Genomic DNA, 18,569 nt, shown 5'->3' on the forward strand with positions numbered 1-18,569 from the left:
GCACCGCATGAGCTCTTCGAACCCGCCCGCCCGATTGCGTCCCTTCCGGCCGCAGCCCTTCGGCCGGTACACGCTCCTGTCGCACCTGGCCACCGGCGGCATGGGGGAGATCTACCTCGCCCGCCTGGAGGGCGCGCAGGGCTTCGAGAAGCTGTGCGTCATCAAGAAGATCCTCCCGCAGTTCGCGGAGGACCAGGACTTCGTCGACCGCTTCGTCGGGGAGGCGCGCACGCTGGTGCGGCTGGGGCACGGCTCCATCGCGCAGGTGCTGGACATGGGCGTGCACGAGGGCGAGGCCTACATGGCCCTCGAGTACGTGGACGGCAAGGACCTGCGCAAGGTGGCCGCGCGCGTGAGGGACCGGCAGACGCCGCTGCCGCTCACCTTCGTGCTGTACGTGATGGGCCGGGTGCTGGACGCGCTGGCGTACGCGCACCGCAAGCGGGACGAGGAAGAGAAGGAGCTGAAGCTCGTCCACCGGGACATCTCGCCGCAGAACATCCTCATCTCCTACGAGGGGGAGGTGAAGGTCATCGACTTCGGCCTGGCGAAGAGCCGGCTGTCGGCGGCGAAGACGAACCCCAGCATCATCCTGGGCAAGTTCCTCTACATGTCGCCCGAGCAGGCCCGGCACCAGCCGGTGGACCGCCGCAGCGACCTGTACGCGGTGGGCCTGTGCCTCTACGAGCTCATCTCCGGCAAGAACCCCTTCGACGCGCTGCCGCCGGGCGAGCTGATGTCCGCGGTGGCGAACCCGAAGGTGGCGCCGCTCAGCGAGGTGGAGCCGCTGACGCCGCCGGCGGTGTCGCAGTTGGTGGCGAAGGCGCTGGCGGTGGAGCCGACCCAGCGCTTCCAGACGGCGGAGGACTTCCGGGTGCGCCTGCAGGCGTGCCTGATGGAGATCGACACCAGCGCGGGCCCGGAGAGCGTCAGCCGCTTCATGCGCGACCTGTTCTCCGCGGACTACCAGTCCGAGCGGCGCCTGCTGGCGTCGCTGCGCGAGGTGTCGCGCGACGCGCGCGGCAGCGGCTCGTACGAATCGGTGGCCCCCGCGCCGCGCCCGACGATGCAGGCGGCCACGCTGCCTCCCAAGACCATCCGCCTGGACGGGCCGGTGGAGGCGCTGTCGTTCCACCCCACGCCCCGCAGCCGCGAGGACGGCGGCGGCGTGCGCGACGACGGCGAGACGCGCCCTGGCGTGGTGGTGGACGAGTCCACGCGCCCCGCGTTCCCGGTGGAGGCGCTGGAGGAGGCGGCGCGCGCGAAGCTGCGGCCCAGCCCCGCGTCGTCGGAGCCGTCGCCCACGGTGGAGGTCCGCCAGGACGCGATGGAGCGGCCCACCATCCTGGAGGGCCTGCCGGCCATCCGCACCGCCGAGGAGCGCGCGCTGGAGGCGGCGGCCCCGCCAGCCGGTGAGCCCACCGCGCCCCGGGCGGAGGCGCTGCCGGCCTCGGAGGCGTCGAGCGAGCCCACCGCGCCGCGCGCCACGTCACTGCCGTACGCGGAGCCAGGCCCGCCGCCGCGCGACGCGCCTCCGGTGCCGGACGTGCCGGTGGCTCGGCCGTTCGCGGACGCGGGCGGGCGGGGGGCCTCGCTGCCGTTCTCGGATTCGGTGGGGCCGCGGGGCGTGCCGCCTCCGCCGATGGCGGCGATTCCCGCCGTGCGGCCGGCGGATGGGCCCGTGCCCGTCGTGCCGGCGGATGCATCCCGGCCGGTGGCGCCTCCGCCCATGCCCGATGCGTCGGGCGAGTCGCTGCCGTTCATGGAGCCGCCGCCTCCGCCGGATGACCCGTTCCTGGAGGAGGACGAGGAGCTCCCCGAGAGCCCCTATCCGTGGCCGGAGGAACCCCTCCCCGCGGGAGGCCGCTCCAGCGGCGCCGAGCTTCGCGCCGCGGAGGCGCGCATCCCGGAGGGACAGCGTCCCACCGCCGCGATGCCGTCCCTGTCGGCGGTGCGCGCTGGCGGCACGACGCCGGCCCTGTCGGTGGCGCGCCCTGGTGGCATGACGCCGTCCGGCGGCAGCCGGCCCGCGCCTGCGCCCGCATCCGATGCGGCTCGCGCGTCGGAGCCCCTGCCGGGCCTCGATGCGGTGCGCGTGTCGGAGTCCTCGCGCGGCTTCGATGTGCCCCGGGCTTCCTCGGAGCCCTCGCGCGGCTTCGATGCACCCCGGGCCTCGGAGTCCTCGCGCGGCTTCGATGCGCCCCGGGCTCCCGAGCCGGTCCGCGGCTTCGAGATACCCCGGGCCTCAGAGCCCGCGCGCGCGGTGGAAGCGCGCATCCCGGAAGGTCAGCGCCCCACGGCCGCGATGCCCTCGGTGGCGCCCTCGCGCCCCGGCGTGACGACGCCGTCGAATGGCAACCGGCCGGTGCCGGCGCACGCCGCGCCCACCATCCAGGTGCCCTCCATCCAGTCCGGGACCTTCCGCTCCGTCGACGCCGACGAGGACTCGCGGGACCCCGAGCCGCTCGAATCGGGTCCGGTTCCCCGGCCCACGATGCAGGACACGCGGCCGTCGGAGGACCCGGTCGCGGTGGATCTGCGCGCGCTGGAGTCGGACGCCAGCGTGCCGTACATCTCCGCGGATCCGGATGACGCCCCGGCGGCCCGGCTGGGCGACGCGGACACGCACCCGCGCATCCCCATGCCGTCCCGCGCCTCGCGCCGCGAGGAGCCCCAGGCCCGCGTGATGCTGGACGAGGCCCTGCTGCGCGAGGCCTCTTCCGCCACCGGCAAGCGAGAGCCAGACACCGGCCCCACCGCTCCGGCCCGGGGCCGCACCGGGTCCCGGCGCGCCGTGCGGGGGTCGTCACCGAGCACGCCGCCCGCGCGCTCCAGCACCTCGTCGAGCGTGCGCGCCGTCTCCCGCGCCCCCGCGCCCGCCGCGGATCCGGACGAGTCCTCCACCTCGCGGGCGACACGCGACGCCGCGACCCGGCGCAAGGCCATGCCGGTGCGGCCGGAGCCCTCGGAGCCGCCGCGTGCCGCGCGGCGTGAGGCGGCGCCGGTGAAGAAGGGCGGCGCGCTGCGCTCCGCGCTGATGTTCCTGCTGCTCATGGTCGTCGCGCTGGCCATCGTGGGCGCGGGGCTCTACTTCGTCCCGGAGCTGCGCGTGGCCGTGGGCCTGGAGCAGTCGCGGACGTCGACGCCGCCTCCGCCCACCCCGGTGCAGCAGCTCTCCACGCGGCCCTCGCGCCCCACGGGGCGTCCGCCTGGGGCCGAGCCGGCTTCGGCGGACACGCCCCCGGCCCAGGACGTGGCCGCCACTCCTCCCGCGCCGCAGGCCCCCGCCGAGGAGGCCCTCTCGGCATTGACCGCGGATGAGCTGCTCGGTCCCAATGCGTCGGCGGAGGGCACCGCCGCGTCCACCCCCGCCGCGAAGAAGCCAGCGCCGTCACGCCCTCCCAAGCGCGCCGCGCCGGCCCGTCCCGCCAAGGTGAGCAACCTCCCCCTCGAGCTGGAGAAGGAGTGGACGCAGACGAAGACGCTCTTCCAGACGCTGGAGGAGAAGCACGGCTGCGAGGCCATGGGGTTGGCGTGCAACCTGTACGGCAAGCTGGTGGAAGACTTCAACGAAGGGGGGAGCAGGACGCCGACGCTCAGGGCCGTGAAGAACCTGCATGAGAAGCTCAAGATCGTGAAGCGCGCCCAGGAGTAGCCGCCACAGGGAAGCCGCGCCTAACGGCGCGTCCCCGCGTCCATCGTCCCCGTGCCCGCGTCGCGCCCGGAGCCGCCGGTGCCCTGCGAGGACGCCGCGCCCCGGTAGCTCTCCGCGAGCCCCGTGCCCAGCTCCTCGCTGCCGCCCATCGCGCCCCGGCTGTTGCTGTTGTAGGGCGTGCCGCCGCCCTCCTGTCTGGCGGTGTCGCCCAGGTTGTTGCTCGCCGCCTTCCCGGCCTGAGCCTCGCGGGAGCGATACTGGAGCTGCACGGGATCCTGGAACCCTTGCGTGTCCGCCGGAGGCGATTCCTTGCCGCAGCCCCAGCCTCCCAGGGCGCCGCCCACCAGCAGCCCCAGCCCCACCGCGCGCTTGAAGCCCTTCATGATGTCCCCCCCCGGCGCGAGCGAGTCCGCGCCCATCCGCCCGGGAAGTTAGGGCCGATGCCCGCCGCGGCCACCCGCCCCGACAGCTACCTGCCCGGCCGCCCGCCGGGCTCCGGGAAGTGCCCGTGTTGACAAGACTGTCGTCCCAGCGGGAAACACTGGGAGCGCGGGACCCCTACGCCGTGTGTCTCCCCCCGCCCCCGAGGCCGCATGGTGCGCTACGCGCTCGCCATCTTCACCAGCGCCTTCCTGCTCTTCGGAGTCCAACCGCTGGCGGGCCGGTACGCGCTGCCGTGGTACGGCGGCACGCCCGCGGTGTGGACCGTGTGCATGCTGTTCTTCCAGGCGGTGCTGCTCGCGGGCTACGCCTACGCGCACGTCGTGGCCTCCCGGCTGCGTCCGCGCGCGCAGGCCCTCCTGCACCTGGGCCTGCTGGTGGTGGCGCTGGCGGCGCTGGCGGCGCGGGCCTCGTGGACGGGCTCGCCGCTGGCGCCCGGGGAGGGGTGGCGCCCGGTGGACGAGCACCTGCCCGTGCTCCGGCTGATGGGGATGCTGGCCGCCACGCTGGGCCTGCCCTTCTTCGTGCTCAGCACCACCGGCCCGCTCGTCCAGGCCTGGTTCGCCCGCGCGCGGCCGGAGCGCTCGCCGTACGTGCTCTACGCGCTGTCCAACGCGGGCTCGCTGCTGGCGCTCTTGGGCTACCCGTTCCTCGTGGAGCCCTGGGTGGGCCGGAGCGCGCAGGCCTGGGGCTGGGCCGTGGGCTTCGTCTTCTTCGTCCTCTGCATCCTGGCCTGCGCCAGGGACCTGCTGCGCCGCGCCCCCGCGAACGCCCTGGGAGAGGCCTCCGCCGGGGACTCCACCCACGCCGCCGCCGAAGCCTCCACGGCGCCGCGTCCGGGCCTGGGGCCCACGCTGACGTGGCTCGGGCTGAGCACGTGCGCGTCGGTGCTGCTCCTGGCGACGACGAACAAGCTCTCCCAGGACGTGGCGGCGGGGCCCTTCCTGTGGGTGATGCCGCTGGCGGTGTACCTCCTCACCTTCATCCTGGCCTTCTCGCGCGAGTCCCTCTACGCGCGCACGCCGTACTCGGTGGGGCTCATCGCCTCCGTGGTGCTGGTGACGTACGCGCACAAGGAGGGGCCGTCGCTGGGCCTGGGGTGGCAGGTGCTCTTCCACGCGGGCGCCCTCTTCACGGGCGCCATGGTGTGCCACGGCGAGCTGTACCGGCGCCGGCCCGCGCCGCGCTACCTGAGCGCCTTCTACCTCTGGGTGTCCGTGGGCGGCGTGGTGGGCGGCGTGTTCGTCAACCTGGTGGCGCCCGCCCTCTTCAACGCCTACTGGGAGCACCCGCTGGCGCTGGCCGCGTGCTGTGGCGTCGCCTTCGTGGGGCTGATGCGCAGGCCGAAGGCGGAGTCGGTCGTGGCGCGCACGCAGCGCCTGCTGCGCGGGGCGATGCTGGTGGGCGTGGCGGTGCACCTGCCGGTGCTCGTCGCCACGGACCTGGGGCGCGTGCGCTTCGCCGCGCGCAACTTCTTCGGCGTGGTGCGCGTGCTGGAGCTGTTCCCGGACGACCCGAAGCAGCACCAGTACGCCCTGCGCCACGGCGCCATCACCCACGGCTGGCAGTACATCCAGCCGGAGCGCCGGCGCGTCCCCTCGGCGTACTACACGGCGGACAGCGGCCTGGGGCTCGCGCTCGCGGAGCAGCGCCGGTGGCGCCAGGCGCTGGGGCTGCCCACCGGCCTGCGCGTGGGCATGCTGGGGCTGGGCGTGGGCAACAGCGCCATGCTCCTGGCCGCCGGGGACGACGCGCGCTTCTATGAAATCAACCCCGTCATCATCGCCCTCGCCAGGGGGCAGGGGGGCTTCTTCAGCACGCTGAAGGACACGCCCGCGCACGTGGAGGTCGTCGAGGGCGACGCGCGCATCTCCCTGGAGAAGGAGCTGGAGCACGGCTCGCGCCAGTTCGACGTGCTGGCGCTGGACGTCTTCAGCTCGGATGCCATCCCGGTGCACCTGCTGACGCGGGAGGCGATGGCGCTCTACGTCCAGCACCTGGCGCCGCACGGCGTGCTGGTGCTGCACATCAGCAACCAGCACCTGGACCTGGTGCCCATCAGCCTGGCGCACGCGCGGGCCGCCAACCTGTCCGCGGCGCTCGTGTCGCGGGACAGTGAAGGCGACGCGGTGTCCAGCGCGTGGATGCTGCTGAGCCCGGACAAGGAGTTCTTCGGGGGCTCCACCTTCCACGAGGGGCGGGCCCGGACGCGCCGGTTGGCGCTGCGCGGCGAGCCGGAATACGTCTGGACGGACGAGCGCAGCAGCGTGCTCCAGGCCCTGCGTCCCCGGGCCCGGGGACGGGCCGCGGCCGACCCGAACGTCACGGACGCGCCCGAGCCTTCGTCTCGTCCGCCCGCGCGGCCCGTGGCGCGGCCCGTGGCGCCCTGACAGGGCGGCGGGCCGGACGGGCCTCAGTGCCCCTGCGCGGCGTGGGACGGCGCGGGCTTGACGGTCATCCGCACGTCCAGCGCGGCCAGCACGCCCAGCACCGCGCACGGCAGCGCCAGCGTCACGGCGCCGTGGCGCAGGAACAGGAACGGGCCCAGCGTGGAGCCGGCGAGGAACGCCAGCGCCAGGCCCAGGTGCAGCCGCGTGCGCTCGAACTGCACGGCGGAGGGCAGGTCCCTCACGCGGTGCCACAGCCCCGTCGCGCCCTCGCCTCGAATGCCGTCGCGCACCCACGCGAGCATCTGCACCAGCTGGATGCCGATGTCCGTGAGCAGCCCCGTCACGTGCGTGGTGCGCACCACCGCGCCGGACACCCGCGTGACGAGCGCGTTCTGGAGCCCCATGGAGAACGCGAGGCCCCAGAGCAGCACCGGCGCGCGCGTGTCCGGCAGGGACGTCAGGCCCACGCCCACGCTGCCCAGCACCAGCGCCTCCAGCAGCAGCGCGGCCACGTGCCGGCCCCGCGTGCGGTGGCGCGCGGCGTCCAGCAGCGCCGTGGCGCAGAAGGCCCCGGCGACGAACAGGGTCATCAGCTGGGCGGGCAGCCGCGCCGCGCCCCAGCGGCCCTGGGCGAGGGACTCGCCCAGCGTGGCCATGTTGCCGGACATGTGGGACGCATGCGCGCCCAGCGCCACGAACCCCATGGCGTTGACCGCGCCGGCCACGGAGGCCAGCAGCACGGAGAGGCGGGAATAGGCACGGCGGGATTGTGGCGACGTCTGGGCACTGAACATGACGGGCGGGCCCACCCGGGAGGAGGGGCGGGCCACGCGCCCGGGAACGCTATCACCCGCCGCCCCGGCGTGCGTGTCTTGTGGAGGGGGCGGGCAGCAGGAGCCGGCTAGCCCGGCGGCCAGTGGAGCTGACGGCCCGCGAGCAGGTGCAGGTGGATGTGGAACACGGTCTGGCCCGCGTCGCGCTGGGTGTTCATCACCACCCGGTAGCCCTTGTTCGCGTGGCCCCGCTCGCTCGCGACCTTCGCCGCGGCCCTGTAGAGGCTGCCCACCAGCGCCCGGTCCTCCGCCGCGATGTCGTTCATCGTGGCGATGTGCTTGCGCGGGATGAACAGCACGTGGGTGGGGGCCTGGGGGTTGATGTCCTCGAAGGCCAGGCAGTCGTCGTCCTGGTAGACGACCTTCGCCGGGATGAGGCCATCGCGAATCTTGCAGAAGAGGCAGTCGGATTCGGGCATGGCCGTGGCTTACCAACCCGCCAGAGGGCCCGGAAGGGGCTTCCCGGCCCGGAGTGTCCCGCTCAAGGCAGTCGCCACGAGTAGCCGGGGTCCGGTGCGCAGCCCGCCACGGGCAGCTTCACCAGCGCCACCGGGCCGTCCCGGGCCACCCGCGTGCCCGCCCCCTCGAAGCCCACCCGGGTGATGACGTGGCTGAAGCGGCGGGACTCCCGCCCGGGGCCGGTGTGGGGATACAGCGGCACCTTCCGGTGGAAGTAGCTGTAGCCCCCCGCCCACGCCAGGTGCACCGCCTCCACCTTGAGGCCGCACACGTCGTCGCGCCGGCCCGCCACCTCCAGCAGCCGGTTGACGGGGCCCTGGTCGTCCCAGGCGCTGTCCCTGGGGCGCACGCGCTCGTACTGGCCCAGCTGTCCGAAGGTGAGCGCCCCCGCGCCCGCGGCGGACAGGAGCGCCCCCGCCGCCACCGCCACCGTGGCGGTGGCCCGCGCCGGTGCGCCGCGCAGCAGCCGCGAGGCCGAGTCCAGCCCCACGCCCGCGAGCGCCGCGAACAGGGGCAGCACCGGCACCAGGAAGCGCAGCTCCTTGTGAGGCTGGAGCGCGTGCAGGACGAAGAACGCCGCCGCCAGGGAGGCCAGCGCCCACGCCCGGGGCACGGCCACGAGGGCCAGCGCGGCCGTGACGAGGGTCAGCGCGGGCATGGCCGTGCGCAGGACGCGCGGGTAGTAGCCGAAGGGCTCGGTGCCCCACTGGGCCGCCTTGCCCTGGAGCACGTTGAAGTCCAGGTAGACGATGGCCGAGTGGAACCACCGCCCCCAGGTGAGCGCGTCCAGCAGGCCAAAGGCCAGCGCCCACCCGGACAGCACCGCCAGCGCCACCCCCGCCTGACGCCACTGGCGCCGGCAGAGGAGCACGGCCACCAGGCCGGCGCAGAAGACGCCGTTCTGGAGCCGCAGGAGCACCGCCAGCCCCAGGAGCGACGCCCCGGCCACCAGGGCCCGCCGGGACGCGGCCCTCGGCAGCGCCAGGGCCAGGCCCAGCACCACCGGCAGCGCGGAGGCGTTCTCGCTCATGGCCCGGGGCGCGAAGTACAGCGGCACCGACGCCAGGGCGAACAGGGCGGCCCCGCCGGACGCCGCCAGCGTGGAGGCCCCGGCCGCGCGGGCGAGCCGCCACGTGGCCCACGCCGTGGCCGTGCCCACCAGCGCGAAGAAGCCCTTCACCCACGCCAGGTAGCCCGCCGGGTCCGTCAGCCCCACGAGCCGGCCCAGCCCCAGCACCCCCGCCACCAGCCCTGGCAGCGCCCAGTTCCGGGCGCCCTCGACGAACTCCCAGGCCACGAGGCCGTAGCCGTAGACCAGGCGGTGGGCCGGCTCCAGGCTCTGGTAGACCTCGTCCGGCCAGTAGATGCCGTCGTCGCTCAGAGCCCGGTGCAGGCGGAAGGCCGCGCCCAGGACGAGCGAGGCCCCCAGGAGGAGGAGGCCCAGCCGGCGCTCGAAGGGGGCTTCGGTGCCAGCCCCGGGGGGCGCGTCCGTGGGAGCTCCGACCCGCGCTCCGGACCGGGGCTCGGCGGCGGCTGTAGGGGAGGCGGGGGGAGCGGCGGACACGGTGCGGTTCACCTCCGGAGGCCGGTGGGTGATATCCACGTCCCGACGATGAAATCCATTCGCATCTCCCAGTTCCTCGAGGACCACGGGCACGACCTGCTGCTGACCCTGATTGCGGGCTCCCAGGGGCTGACGCGCACGGTGGACTCCTCGCGCATCCAGAAGCCGGGCCTGGCGCTGGCGGGCTTCACGGAGCACCTGCATCCCCGCCGCGTCCAGGTCTTCGGCAACACGGAGATCTCCTACCTGGCCACGCTGGCGGAGGACGCGCAGCGCTCGTCCCTGGCCAAGCTCTTCAGCGAGGAGGACCTGGCGTGCGTGGTGGTCACCAAGGCGCTGGACGTGCCGCGCGCGCTGGTGGACGCCTGCGAGGCGGCGGGCCTGGCGCTGATGAAGACGCCGCTGCTCTCCAGCGAGTTCATCCAGCGGGTGCAGAACTTCCTGGAGGACGCGCTCACGGAGTCCAGCAGCCTGCACGGCGTGCTGATGGACGTCTTCGGCGTGGGCATCCTGCTGTTGGGCAAGAGCGGCATCGGCAAGAGCGAGATCGCCCTGGACCTGGTGATGCGGGGCCAGCGGCTGGTGGCGGACGACATCGTGGACGTCACCCGGCGCAAGGGGGCCGTCTACGGCGCGGGCAATCCGGTCATCAAGCACCACATGGAGATTCGCGGACTGGGCATCATCAACATCAAGGACCTCTTCGGAGTGTCCGCCGTCCGGGAACAGAAGAAGATTGAGCTTGTGATTGAGTTGCAGGAATGGGATCCGCACCAGGAGTACGACCGCCTGGGCGTGGAGGACAAGCACCTGCAGATTGTCGGCGTGGACATCCCCCTGTCCGTCGTCCCAGTGCGTCCTGGACGCAACATGGCCACCATCGTGGAGGTGGCCGCTCGCAACCAGCTGTTGAAGCTTCAGGGCCACCACTCGGCGCGAGAGTTCGCCGAGCGACTCAATCGAGCCATCGCCCAGGGGGCGATGCGCCGCACCTTGGGAGAAGAGGTCGAGTGACCGCCCCCGCGAAGCAGATCATCGTCATCACCGGCATGTCAGGTTCCGGAAAGTCCACCGCCATCCGGGCGCTGGAGGACGCCGGCTTCTTCTGCATCGACAACCTGCCGGTGCTCCTCCTGCCCAAGCTGACGGAGCTGGCGGGGGGCGGCAACATCGAGCGCATGGCGCTGGTGGTGGACGCGCGCGAGGGCGTCTTCCTCAAGGACGCGCCCCGGGTGCTCGACGAGGTGCGCCGCGCGGGCCACCAGGTGGACGTGCTCTTCCTGGACGCCAGCGACGACAGCCTGATGCGCCGCTTCAGCGAGACGCGCCGCCGCCACCCGCTGGCCCCGGACGGCACGGTGGCGGAGGGCATCCACGCGGAGCGCGAGGCGCTGAGGGACCTGCGGGAGCTGGCGGATCAGGTCATCGACTCGTCGGCGCTCAACGTGCACGACCTGAAGCGCATGGTGCAGGGGCGCTTCAGCCCGGAGCCCACGACGGGGCCCAGCCTGTCCATCATGTCCTTCGGCTACCGGTACGGCGTGCCGCCGCAGGCGGACCTGGTGTTCGACGTGCGCTTCCTGCCGAACCCGTACTTCGTGCCGGAGCTCAAGGGGCTCACGGGCAAGAACCCGAAGGTGTCCGGGTACGTGCTGGAGCGCGAGGAGACGCAGGCGTTCCTGGACAAGGTCGTGGACCTCTGCCGCTTCCTGTTCCCGCGCTACCAGAAGGAGGGCAAGGCGTACCTCACGGTGGCGCTGGGGTGCACGGGCGGCAAGCACCGCTCGGTGGCGCTGGCGGCGGAGATGGTGCGCCGGCTGTCCGCGGACTACGGCCGCGTGCAGCTGTGGGACCGCGACATCGAGAAGGAGTAGCGCGGCCTCCGGAGCCCGGTCAGTGCCGGGTCTCCGTGACGGGCGTGAAGCGCGCGCCGGTGACGCCCTCCTTCTCCAGGGCTTCCTTCACGACCTCGGAGACGACGAGGGTGACGGGCCAGCCCCAGGGGCGGAACACGCGGGCGCGGCCCACCTGGGCCGGGTCGATGCGCAGGCCCCGGACGGAGCGGTACTGGCCCACGCGCGCGGGGAGGCCGTCGCCGGGGCCGTAGCGGTGGACCTCCAGGCAGGCGGCCTCGTCCACGCAGCGGATGAGGCGCGTGGCGACGAGGAGGAAGTACGGCTCCGGCTGGCCCTCGATGTCCACGGGGATGAGCTGCACGTCCTCGGGGGCCAGGCGCGCGAACACGGCGGCGACGCGCGGGTGCACCACGGGGGTGAGGCCGGCGCCGGCGAGGCTGAAGTCCAGCGGGGTGAGCTTCAGCTCATTGGGGATGTGGAGCGGGCCGGGGGGATCCACGGGGCGCCCGGCGGTGAACATCCATACGTCGCCCACCTCCTTGTCCTCCAGGTCCAGCGGGTCGCCGGGCTCCCAGCGGCCGGGGGCGCGGAAGTCGTCGTGCAGGTCGTAGAAGCGGGTGGCCGTGGCGGCGCTGGTGCGGCGGGACTTGCGGCTGCTGGTGTGCGGAGCGGTGCCATGCGCGACGATGCGCGCGGCCGGGCGGCGGGGGCGGCTGGTGCGGACGGGAGGCGAGGCCTCCTCCGCGACCGACGCGCGCGAGCGCCGGGGCGCGGCGGCGGTGGGTTCGGTACCGCCGGGCAGGCTCTGCCGGTCCGGGGGGCTGCTCTTGGCGGGCCGGAGCCACAGCCGTCGCAGCGCGTTGGTGAGACGCCTGAACATCAAGCGATGTTACCCAAGCGCCTGCTGGAGGGGAGCCCCTCCTGTGAGCTTCCTCGCCCGTCCTCAAGGCAGGCCGGCAGCCATCGGCGTTTCGGGCCGGGTCATTCCTGGCCCGGACGCGCTGGTGGCCCTGCTTCCGGCGTGGCTGGGCCGTGAGGGGGCATGCCATGGTCCGCGCCCATGACGACCCCGAGCCCGAAAGCCGAAGCCCCCGCCACGCCCGAAGCCGTGTTCGCCGGCCTGCTCCAGAAGCTGGGGGAGGCGGGCAGGGCCCCGGCTGGAACGCTCGCCACGCCAAAGACGCCCGAGGCGTTGGCGGCGGCCCTCTTCGACGTCGCGGGGAGCACGGGCGCGGCGATGTTCTCCGTCTGGGCGGCGGACGACACGGACAGCGCCGCAGACGAAGACGGGGAGGGTGGGGACGGAGGGGCGGGGGAGCGGATCATCAACGCGGGCATCACGCTGTTCTTCATCGCGAGGGACACGCCGGGCACGGTGGGCCTGCTGGGCGCGGAGCGGATCCCGGTGCGTCAGCCCATGGCGTATGCGCTGTACCGCCCGCTGGGCAAGGCGCTGACGGCGTACGCGAAGCGGGGCGCGGATCCGGTGATGCCGGACCGCGGCAGTGTGTCCTTCCCGGCGGGAGCAGCGGATCCGGACATCGAGTTCCGCGTGTCCTTCCGCGAGGACGCCCTGGGCACCTGGACCACGGTGGTGGCGAGGGACCGGGAGACGCGCCAGGCCTATCCGAGCATTACCAGCCTCCCGCTGTCCGCCGAGGCGGCGGCGTTCCTGAAGGGGCATTTCAACCGTTTGGACAAGTCGCTGTTCAACGGCCAGGTGGTCCTGCTCACGGGAGCCTCCGGCACGGGCCGCAGCACGACCCTGCGAGCCGTGATGGATGCGCTGCCCGACAACGTGCACGCGCTGGCGGCGGTGGAGGAGCCGAAGGGCGGACCGGGAGGCGCCATCGGCGTCGTGAAGGTGGGCGGGGAGCTGAAGCTGGTGCAGGCGCTGCGGTCGTTCCTGCGGCAGGACCCGGACCTCGTCTTCGCGGATGAGGTGCGCACGCTGGAGGACATGCAGATGCTCTGCAACGCCGCGTTCACGGGCCACGCGGCGGCCGCCGTCCTGGAAGCGAAGACGCCTGAAGAGGGCTACGCGTGGCTGACGGAGGCCATGCCGGGCTTGCCCGTCCATGCGCTCATCGTGCACCACACGCGCGACGCGGCGGGCGCACTGGCGATGACGCTCCATCAGACGAAGCCCACGGAGGATGGCAAGACACTGCACATCGTCCCTTGGACGCCGGGAAGCTGATCAGGGCCGGCGGGTCGCCGTCAGTTGCCGCATGTCCCAGCGCAACGGAACGCTGCCGTCCGTATGCCGCAGCGGCTCCACGGCCTGGAGGATCGCGGCCTGAGTGTCGCCTGCGCCGCTGGAGGCAGACGGCCTGCGTCGTACGTCGTGAGCAGTCACTCCCAGTCCTCACCAGGCGACGCGTCCCCCTGCATGGAGCGGGACCGCACCATTGACGTCCGCGATGTCTTCGCTGAAGAGCGCGCGGTCCATCAACGGAGGAGACTTATCAAATGAGCGCCCGGTGGTTCAGCCGTGAACCACCGCGAAGTCACCTCTGCGAGGTGCGCGTGGAAGCCAATCAGGTCTGACTCGGAAGGGAGGGTCCTGGGACTCCTGCCACCTGCGGCGTCCCGCGCGGCGGACCCGGGTCCCGCCTGAAGGGTCCCCTCATTTAGCGAGTTGATCAGCACACGCTTGCTTGGCCGCAGCGTGCGAAGGTGCTGGCACCCGCGCCAAGAGGAGGCCACCATGACGCGCAAGGTGGCCATTGACGAAGAGCAGGTGCGGGCGTTTCTGACGGAGGTGTTCGAGGACGACCTGCACGTCAAACGAATCCTGTCCCTGTCGCACGCGACGCTGGGGGCGTTGCAGGCGGCGAGCCTGTCCGTGGCGGCCATTGGCAAGGCCATGGCGTGGGCGAGAGGAGAGGACGTCACGTCCAAGCACGCGGTGAAGCAAGTGGACCGGTTGCTGTCCAATGGGGGCTTCGACGTCTGGAAGCTCTTCGCGGCCTGGGTGCCCTTCGTGCTGGCGGAGCGGACCGAGGCCGTCATCGCGCTGGACTGGACGGACTTTGAGCAGGACGACCAGGAGACGCTCGTGGCGAGCCTCATCACCGGCCATGGCCGGGCCACCCCCCTCTTGTGGACGACGCTGGTGAAGTCCGCTTCCGGGGGCAATCGGCAACTGGTGGAAGACCAGACGCTTCAGCGACTGCGCGAGGTGATTGCCTCGCAGGTGAAGGTGACGGTGGTGGCGGACCGGGGCTTCGCGGACGTGAAGTTCTACGCGCTGTTGGGGCAACTCGGCTTCGAGTACGTGGTGCGCTCCCGTGCGGACGTGCTCGTCACGTCCGAGGAGGCGGAGACGAAGTGCGCGGCCGAGTGGGTGCCCGAAGGCGGGCGCGCAAAGGTGCTCCGGGGCGCACGCGTCACCGCGGCAATGGTGCCGGTGGGGGCGGTGGTGTGTGTGAAACGCAAGGGAATGAAGGACTCCTGGTGCCTGGCCACCAGCTTCACGGACGCCACTGCCCAGGAGGTGCTGGACGTCTACGCCCGGAGATTCACCATCGAGGAGACATTCCGGGACGTGAAGGACCTCAAGTTCGGCATGGGATTGAAGCAGGTGCGTGTGAAGACGCCGGAGCGTAGGGACAGGTTGCTGCTCATCAGCGCCCTGGCCCAAGTCCTTCTGACGCTGCTGGGCGCAGCGGGCGAGGCGCTGGGGTACGACAAGCATTTGAGAGTGAATACGGTGAAGCGGCGGACGCACTCGCTTTTCACCCAGGGTACCTACTATTTCATGGCCATGCCGCGAATGAGCGATGAACGACTTCGCCCGTTGGTGGAGCGATTCGCACAACTCGTTCGCGAGCACGCCGTCTTCCGAGAAGCCTTCGGACTTATCTGAGTCGGATGAGGGGATGCTTCAGGGTCCAGGGGGGATTACCTTTGCTCCAGGCCAGGTGACTCGCATTTTCGGGCATACGCATCCAACTTCGGCCCCCCCTAGCGCAGCGGACTTCGAGGCGCTGCGGAGGCTCGGGCAGTCACAACAAGCTGTCTACCATGGTGGTCAGGCCACCAAGATAAGGCCGTGATGAGTGTCTTGGTTCAAGGTGCAACTCCCTGTTCTGTTTGTGGCAAGATCATGGGGTCGGAGGACGCCGTGGTGCAGTTGCCTGCCTTTGTCTGGAATGAGGCTGACGTGCTCCTTCCGTTCAATGATGCTTCAATGCACCGGATGTGTTTTGAGGCGCATCCACTGCGAGCGCGAGTGGAGGCTGCCCTTGAAGAGCTCAGCCGCAAGACTGGGCCAGGACGGCGGAAGTGCGCCGTATGTGGGAATGAGATCCTGGACCCAGACGACTATTTGATGGTGCCACGGCTCACCGATGATGCGGCTTCGCCAGCTTATCGTTTTAACTACATGCACCTTCACCGTTCGCACGTCCGTGGATGGCGTGGGCTCGTAGACCTTGAGCGCCTTCTGGAGCAGCTCGAGGCCGGAGGAGGCTGGGAGGGAAATGTGCTCCGGGACTTGCTCCAGCAACTTCGAAGGCTGTCGGTCTGAACACGCAGGAACTCGGCGCGGGGGCGGACGCCCCCGCGTCCGGGTGGGTTGCCTCGATAGGAAACCGCACCATGCCAATACTGGCATCCAAGGTGGGAATCGTGGTCGCGCGGGACTTTGGATCCCGGGTAGCCGACTTGGCTCGCGTCTTTCACGTATGGGTCGTTGAATCGCGCGCAAACACCCCAGTCATCCACGGCGTCTGGAAGAGTGGCCTGATGGAAGCGGCGGTCGATCCTCTCGCGGGAGGCGTCACGTCATTCGCCGCTCTCGAGGGAGAGTCTCCAGAGGCGATGTGCGCGAGGATCGCCGGTGCTGTGGACGAGCACCATGGTGCGTTCGCACATGACCCCCCGTGGTCCGAAATCGAGGTCTTCGGGGTCAAGCTGACGTCAACCTTGCGGCACGTCTTCGACGAACTCGAAGCAACGGCCTGTACTCCAATCCAGGAGGGGTTCGTCTGTCGGCGGTCGTTGCCGGGAAACACCTGACAGCTGGAGCGGATCAGGGATGACGTGTCCCAGTCAGCTGCCGCATGCCCCAGCGCAACGGAACGCTGCCATCCGAGCGCCGCAGCGGCTCCACGGCCTGGAGGAACGCGGCTTGAAGAGACGCCTGCGCCGCTGGGGACAGGCGGTCCGCGTCGTACGTCGTGAGCAGTGACTCCCAGACCTCACCGGGCGACGCATCCCCCTGCACGGAGAGGGACCGCACCGTGACGTCCGCGAAGCCCTCGGCGAAGAGTTCCTGCAACCCGTTGACGGAGCGGACCCGCGGGTCGCCCAGCCGCATGGGAGGAACCGCCACCGCGCTCTTCATGAGCCCGGCGAACACCTCCAGCGCGTTCCCCGGCACCGGGTCTCCCCCCACGACGATGGATACCCGCCCGCCCGGCTTCAGCACACGCCGCAGCTCCGCGAGCACGGTCTCCACGTCGTCCATCAGCATGAGCGCCAGGTGGCTCAGCACCACGTCGACGCTGGCATCCCCGAGCGGAAGCGACTGCGCCCGTCCCTGAAGCAACGTCGCCGTCCCGTTCAATCGGGCCCGCGCCGCCTCAAGCTCATGAGCGCTCATGTCGAGCCCGACGAGCGACAGCTCCGATTGCTCCCGTCGCGCAATCAGCTCCAGCAGGTATCCATCCCCACACGCCAGGTCGAGCACTGTCAGGGGCCGTGCATCGCGAGGCACGACGGCCTCCAGCAGCGCATAGCTCGAAGGAGCCGCTTCCTCCGCTTGCACGGGCGCATGCGCGAACCACCGCGAAGTCACCCCCGCGAGGCGTGCATGGAAGTCGAGCAGGTAGGACTCGGATGGAGAGGGCATGGGCACCTTCAGCGCCGGGGCTTCTTCTGTCCCGCGTTCGTGGCCTCGGCGGTGAGGGCCAGCACGGAGTACAGGTTCATCGTGTAGACGCTGTTCTCCGGCTCCAGGTCGGAGGCCTTCTGGAAGAAGGCACTGGCGCGCTCGTAGTCGCGCTGGTGGTTCAGGAGGATCATCCCCATGCGGTTGTAGAGCGGCGCGGGCTTCGGCAGGAGCCCGATGCTGCGCTCCAGCAGGTCCAGCGCCTCCGCCAGCTTCCCGGCCTGCTCCAGCCGCACGACGCGCTGGAGCACCTCCTCCCGCGTGTCCTCCCCCTTCGGCGGTGACGCCGGCGGCACCGTGGGAGGCTTCGCCGTCAGCGCCGCCCCCAACGTCACGGACGGCGCCGGCGGAGGCCGTGCTCCCGCCGGAGCCGCCGCCTTCGGCTTCTGCCCGAACACGGGCGTGCCATCCCCGGAGAACGAGGCATCCGCCGACGCCAGCGTGCCCACCAGCTTCGTCACGCCGCGCTCGGACAGCGACTCGAACACCGCGCGCAGCTCCAGCTCCGTCACCTGGGTGATGAGCGCCATGTCTGACAGCGCCGTGCGCCCGTCCACGAACGACAGCACGTACGCCTCGAACGGGCTCAGCGGCTGGTTCACCAGGTCCAGCCCCGCCACGATGACAGGCCGCACCGGCGGCCCCTTCTTCGCCGTGGCCTGCGCCTGGAACGCCACGACCCGCGTCGCCTCCTGCTGGGGCGGCCGGGGCACGCCGCGCGCTCCCGTCTGCTCGGGCTTCGTGAGCAGCGCGCGCACCAGCGACACGTTGTCCCGGGGCGGCAGGTCGTCCACGCTCCGCACGAGCAGCAGCTCGCAGCGCGCGCACTGGAAGTCCCCCGGCTTGCAGGACGCACCACAGTGCGGACACACCAGGTCCTCCGGCGGGTGCTCGAAGGCGTGCGCGTCCGCGTAGTAGTGCTTGCGGATGGCCGCGCGGATGGACCGGCGCACCGCCACGAACGGCAGCACCTGCGCCACGCCCACCGTCCACGCAATCTCCTCCAGCGCCCGCTGCCGCTGCGGCTCGGAGATGGCCACGTACAGCGCGTCCTGCGCCAGCCGCAGCGGCATGAAGTCGAAGCCCTCCGCCAGCCGCACCGGCACCCGCTCCAGCAGCGCCGGGTCCACCTTCGCCTGCGCCAGCTTCTCCGTGGACACGAAGCGCGTCTTCAGCTCCTGCGCCAACAGCCGCAGCACCGGCGTCTCGTCCACGCCCAGCCGCACCAGGCACTCGCCCAGCTTCAGCCCCGTCTCCTGCTGCCGCGCGAGCGCCCGGGACAACAGCTCCGGCGTCAGCACTCCATCCAGGACCAACTGCTCCCCGAGCTTGCGCGTCATGCCCCGATTCAAGGACGCCCGGGCCGCCCCGTCCACCGGCATCCACGCCACCTACACCGCTTTCCCACCCCTCCTGTTGCGAACGTGTATTGATTACACTAAGATGGTGTCGCAATCACACAAACCAACGCA

14 protein-coding genes are annotated in these 18,569 nt (G+C 71.6%); 7 read left to right on the forward strand and 7 right to left on the reverse strand.

Annotation, left to right across the window (positions count from 1 at the left end):
• The first annotated feature begins 7 nt into the window (after window positions 1-7).
• Window positions 8-3,655, forward strand: coding sequence for a protein kinase (locus tag U8525_RS08290; RefSeq protein ID WP_374263458.1), 3,648 nt, complete (start codon window positions 8-10; stop codon window positions 3,653-3,655).
• 20 nt (window positions 3,656-3,675) lie between these two features.
• Here the strand turns inward: U8525_RS08290 and U8525_RS08295 are convergent, their stop codons facing one another.
• Window positions 3,676-4,038 (reverse strand): hypothetical protein, encoded by a 363-nt coding sequence (locus tag U8525_RS08295; RefSeq protein ID WP_374263460.1) that lies wholly within the window; start codon window positions 4,036-4,038, stop codon window positions 3,676-3,678.
• A 210-nt stretch (window positions 4,039-4,248) separates the two neighbouring features.
• On the opposite strand from U8525_RS08295, the gene U8525_RS08300 reads away from it, so the two are divergent.
• On the forward strand, window positions 4,249-6,486 hold the full coding sequence (locus U8525_RS08300; RefSeq protein WP_374263462.1) for a spermidine synthase: 2,238 nt from the start codon (window positions 4,249-4,251) through the stop codon (window positions 6,484-6,486).
• Window positions 6,487-6,509: 23 nt separating this feature from the next.
• On the opposite strand, the gene U8525_RS08305 is transcribed toward U8525_RS08300, so the two are convergent.
• From U8525_RS08305 to U8525_RS08315, 3 genes are all read right to left on the reverse strand, one after another.
• Window positions 6,510-7,280 (reverse strand): YoaK family protein, encoded by a 771-nt coding sequence (locus U8525_RS08305; RefSeq protein ID WP_374263464.1) that lies wholly within the window; start codon window positions 7,278-7,280, stop codon window positions 6,510-6,512.
• Window positions 7,281-7,387: 107 nt separating this feature from the next.
• Window positions 7,388-7,738, reverse strand: a complete 351-nt coding sequence (locus U8525_RS08310) for a histidine triad nucleotide-binding protein (RefSeq protein WP_374263466.1) — start codon at window positions 7,736-7,738, stop codon at window positions 7,388-7,390.
• Window positions 7,739-7,800: 62 nt separating this feature from the next.
• Entirely contained in the window at window positions 7,801-9,381 is a 1,581-nt protein-coding gene (locus U8525_RS08315; protein ID WP_374263468.1) for a hypothetical protein, read from the reverse strand.
• Window positions 9,382-9,390: 9 nt separating this feature from the next.
• Between U8525_RS08315 and hprK the strand changes: the two genes are divergently transcribed.
• Together hprK and rapZ are read left to right on the forward strand one after the other, a co-directional pair.
• The gene (gene hprK, locus U8525_RS08320) at window positions 9,391-10,356 is read left to right on the forward strand and encodes an HPr(Ser) kinase/phosphatase (protein WP_374263470.1); all 966 of its coding nucleotides are present in this window, start codon (window positions 9,391-9,393) and stop codon (window positions 10,354-10,356) included.
• Window positions 10,353-11,216, forward strand: coding sequence for an RNase adapter RapZ (gene rapZ / locus U8525_RS08325; RefSeq protein WP_374263472.1), 864 nt, complete (start codon window positions 10,353-10,355; stop codon window positions 11,214-11,216). Before hprK ends, rapZ begins: the two co-directional genes overlap by 4 nt.
• 19 nt (window positions 11,217-11,235) lie before the next feature.
• Here the strand turns inward: rapZ and U8525_RS08330 are convergent, their stop codons facing one another.
• Window positions 11,236-12,078 carry an imm11 family protein gene (locus tag U8525_RS08330; RefSeq protein WP_374263474.1) on the reverse strand — a complete coding sequence of 281 codons (843 nt, stop codon included), beginning with the start codon at window positions 12,076-12,078 and terminating at the stop codon, window positions 11,236-11,238.
• Window positions 12,079-12,258: 180 nt separating this feature from the next.
• On the opposite strand from U8525_RS08330, the gene U8525_RS08335 reads away from it, so the two are divergent.
• The 3 genes from U8525_RS08335 (at window position 12,259) to U8525_RS08345 (ending at window position 16,223) form a co-directional block, all read left to right on the forward strand.
• Window positions 12,259-13,398, forward strand: coding sequence for an ATPase, T2SS/T4P/T4SS family (locus U8525_RS08335; protein WP_374263476.1), 1,140 nt, complete (start codon window positions 12,259-12,261; stop codon window positions 13,396-13,398).
• Window positions 13,399-13,908: 510 nt separating this feature from the next.
• Complete coding sequence (locus U8525_RS08340) at window positions 13,909-15,069, forward strand: IS4 family transposase (protein ID WP_374263478.1); 1,161 nt, start codon at window positions 13,909-13,911, stop codon at window positions 15,067-15,069.
• Between the two features lie 734 nt (window positions 15,070-15,803).
• Window positions 15,804-16,223 carry a hypothetical protein gene (locus U8525_RS08345; protein WP_374263480.1) on the forward strand — a complete coding sequence of 140 codons (420 nt, stop codon included), beginning with the start codon at window positions 15,804-15,806 and terminating at the stop codon, window positions 16,221-16,223.
• Between the two features lie 13 nt (window positions 16,224-16,236).
• Here the strand turns inward: U8525_RS08345 and U8525_RS08350 are convergent, their stop codons facing one another.
• Both U8525_RS08350 and U8525_RS08355 read right to left on the reverse strand, forming a co-directional pair.
• Window positions 16,237-17,058 (reverse strand): class I SAM-dependent methyltransferase, encoded by an 822-nt coding sequence (locus tag U8525_RS08350; protein ID WP_374263482.1) that lies wholly within the window; start codon window positions 17,056-17,058, stop codon window positions 16,237-16,239.
• An 8-nt stretch (window positions 17,059-17,066) separates the two neighbouring features.
• The gene (locus tag U8525_RS08355) at window positions 17,067-18,437 is read right to left on the reverse strand and encodes a hypothetical protein (RefSeq protein ID WP_374263484.1); all 1,371 of its coding nucleotides are present in this window, start codon (window positions 18,435-18,437) and stop codon (window positions 17,067-17,069) included.
• Between the last annotated feature and the right edge of the window lie 132 nt (window positions 18,438-18,569).

It is taken from the genome of Corallococcus sp. RDP092CA, assembly GCF_041903675.1.
GTDB lineage: Bacteria > Myxococcota > Myxococcia > Myxococcales > Myxococcaceae > Corallococcus.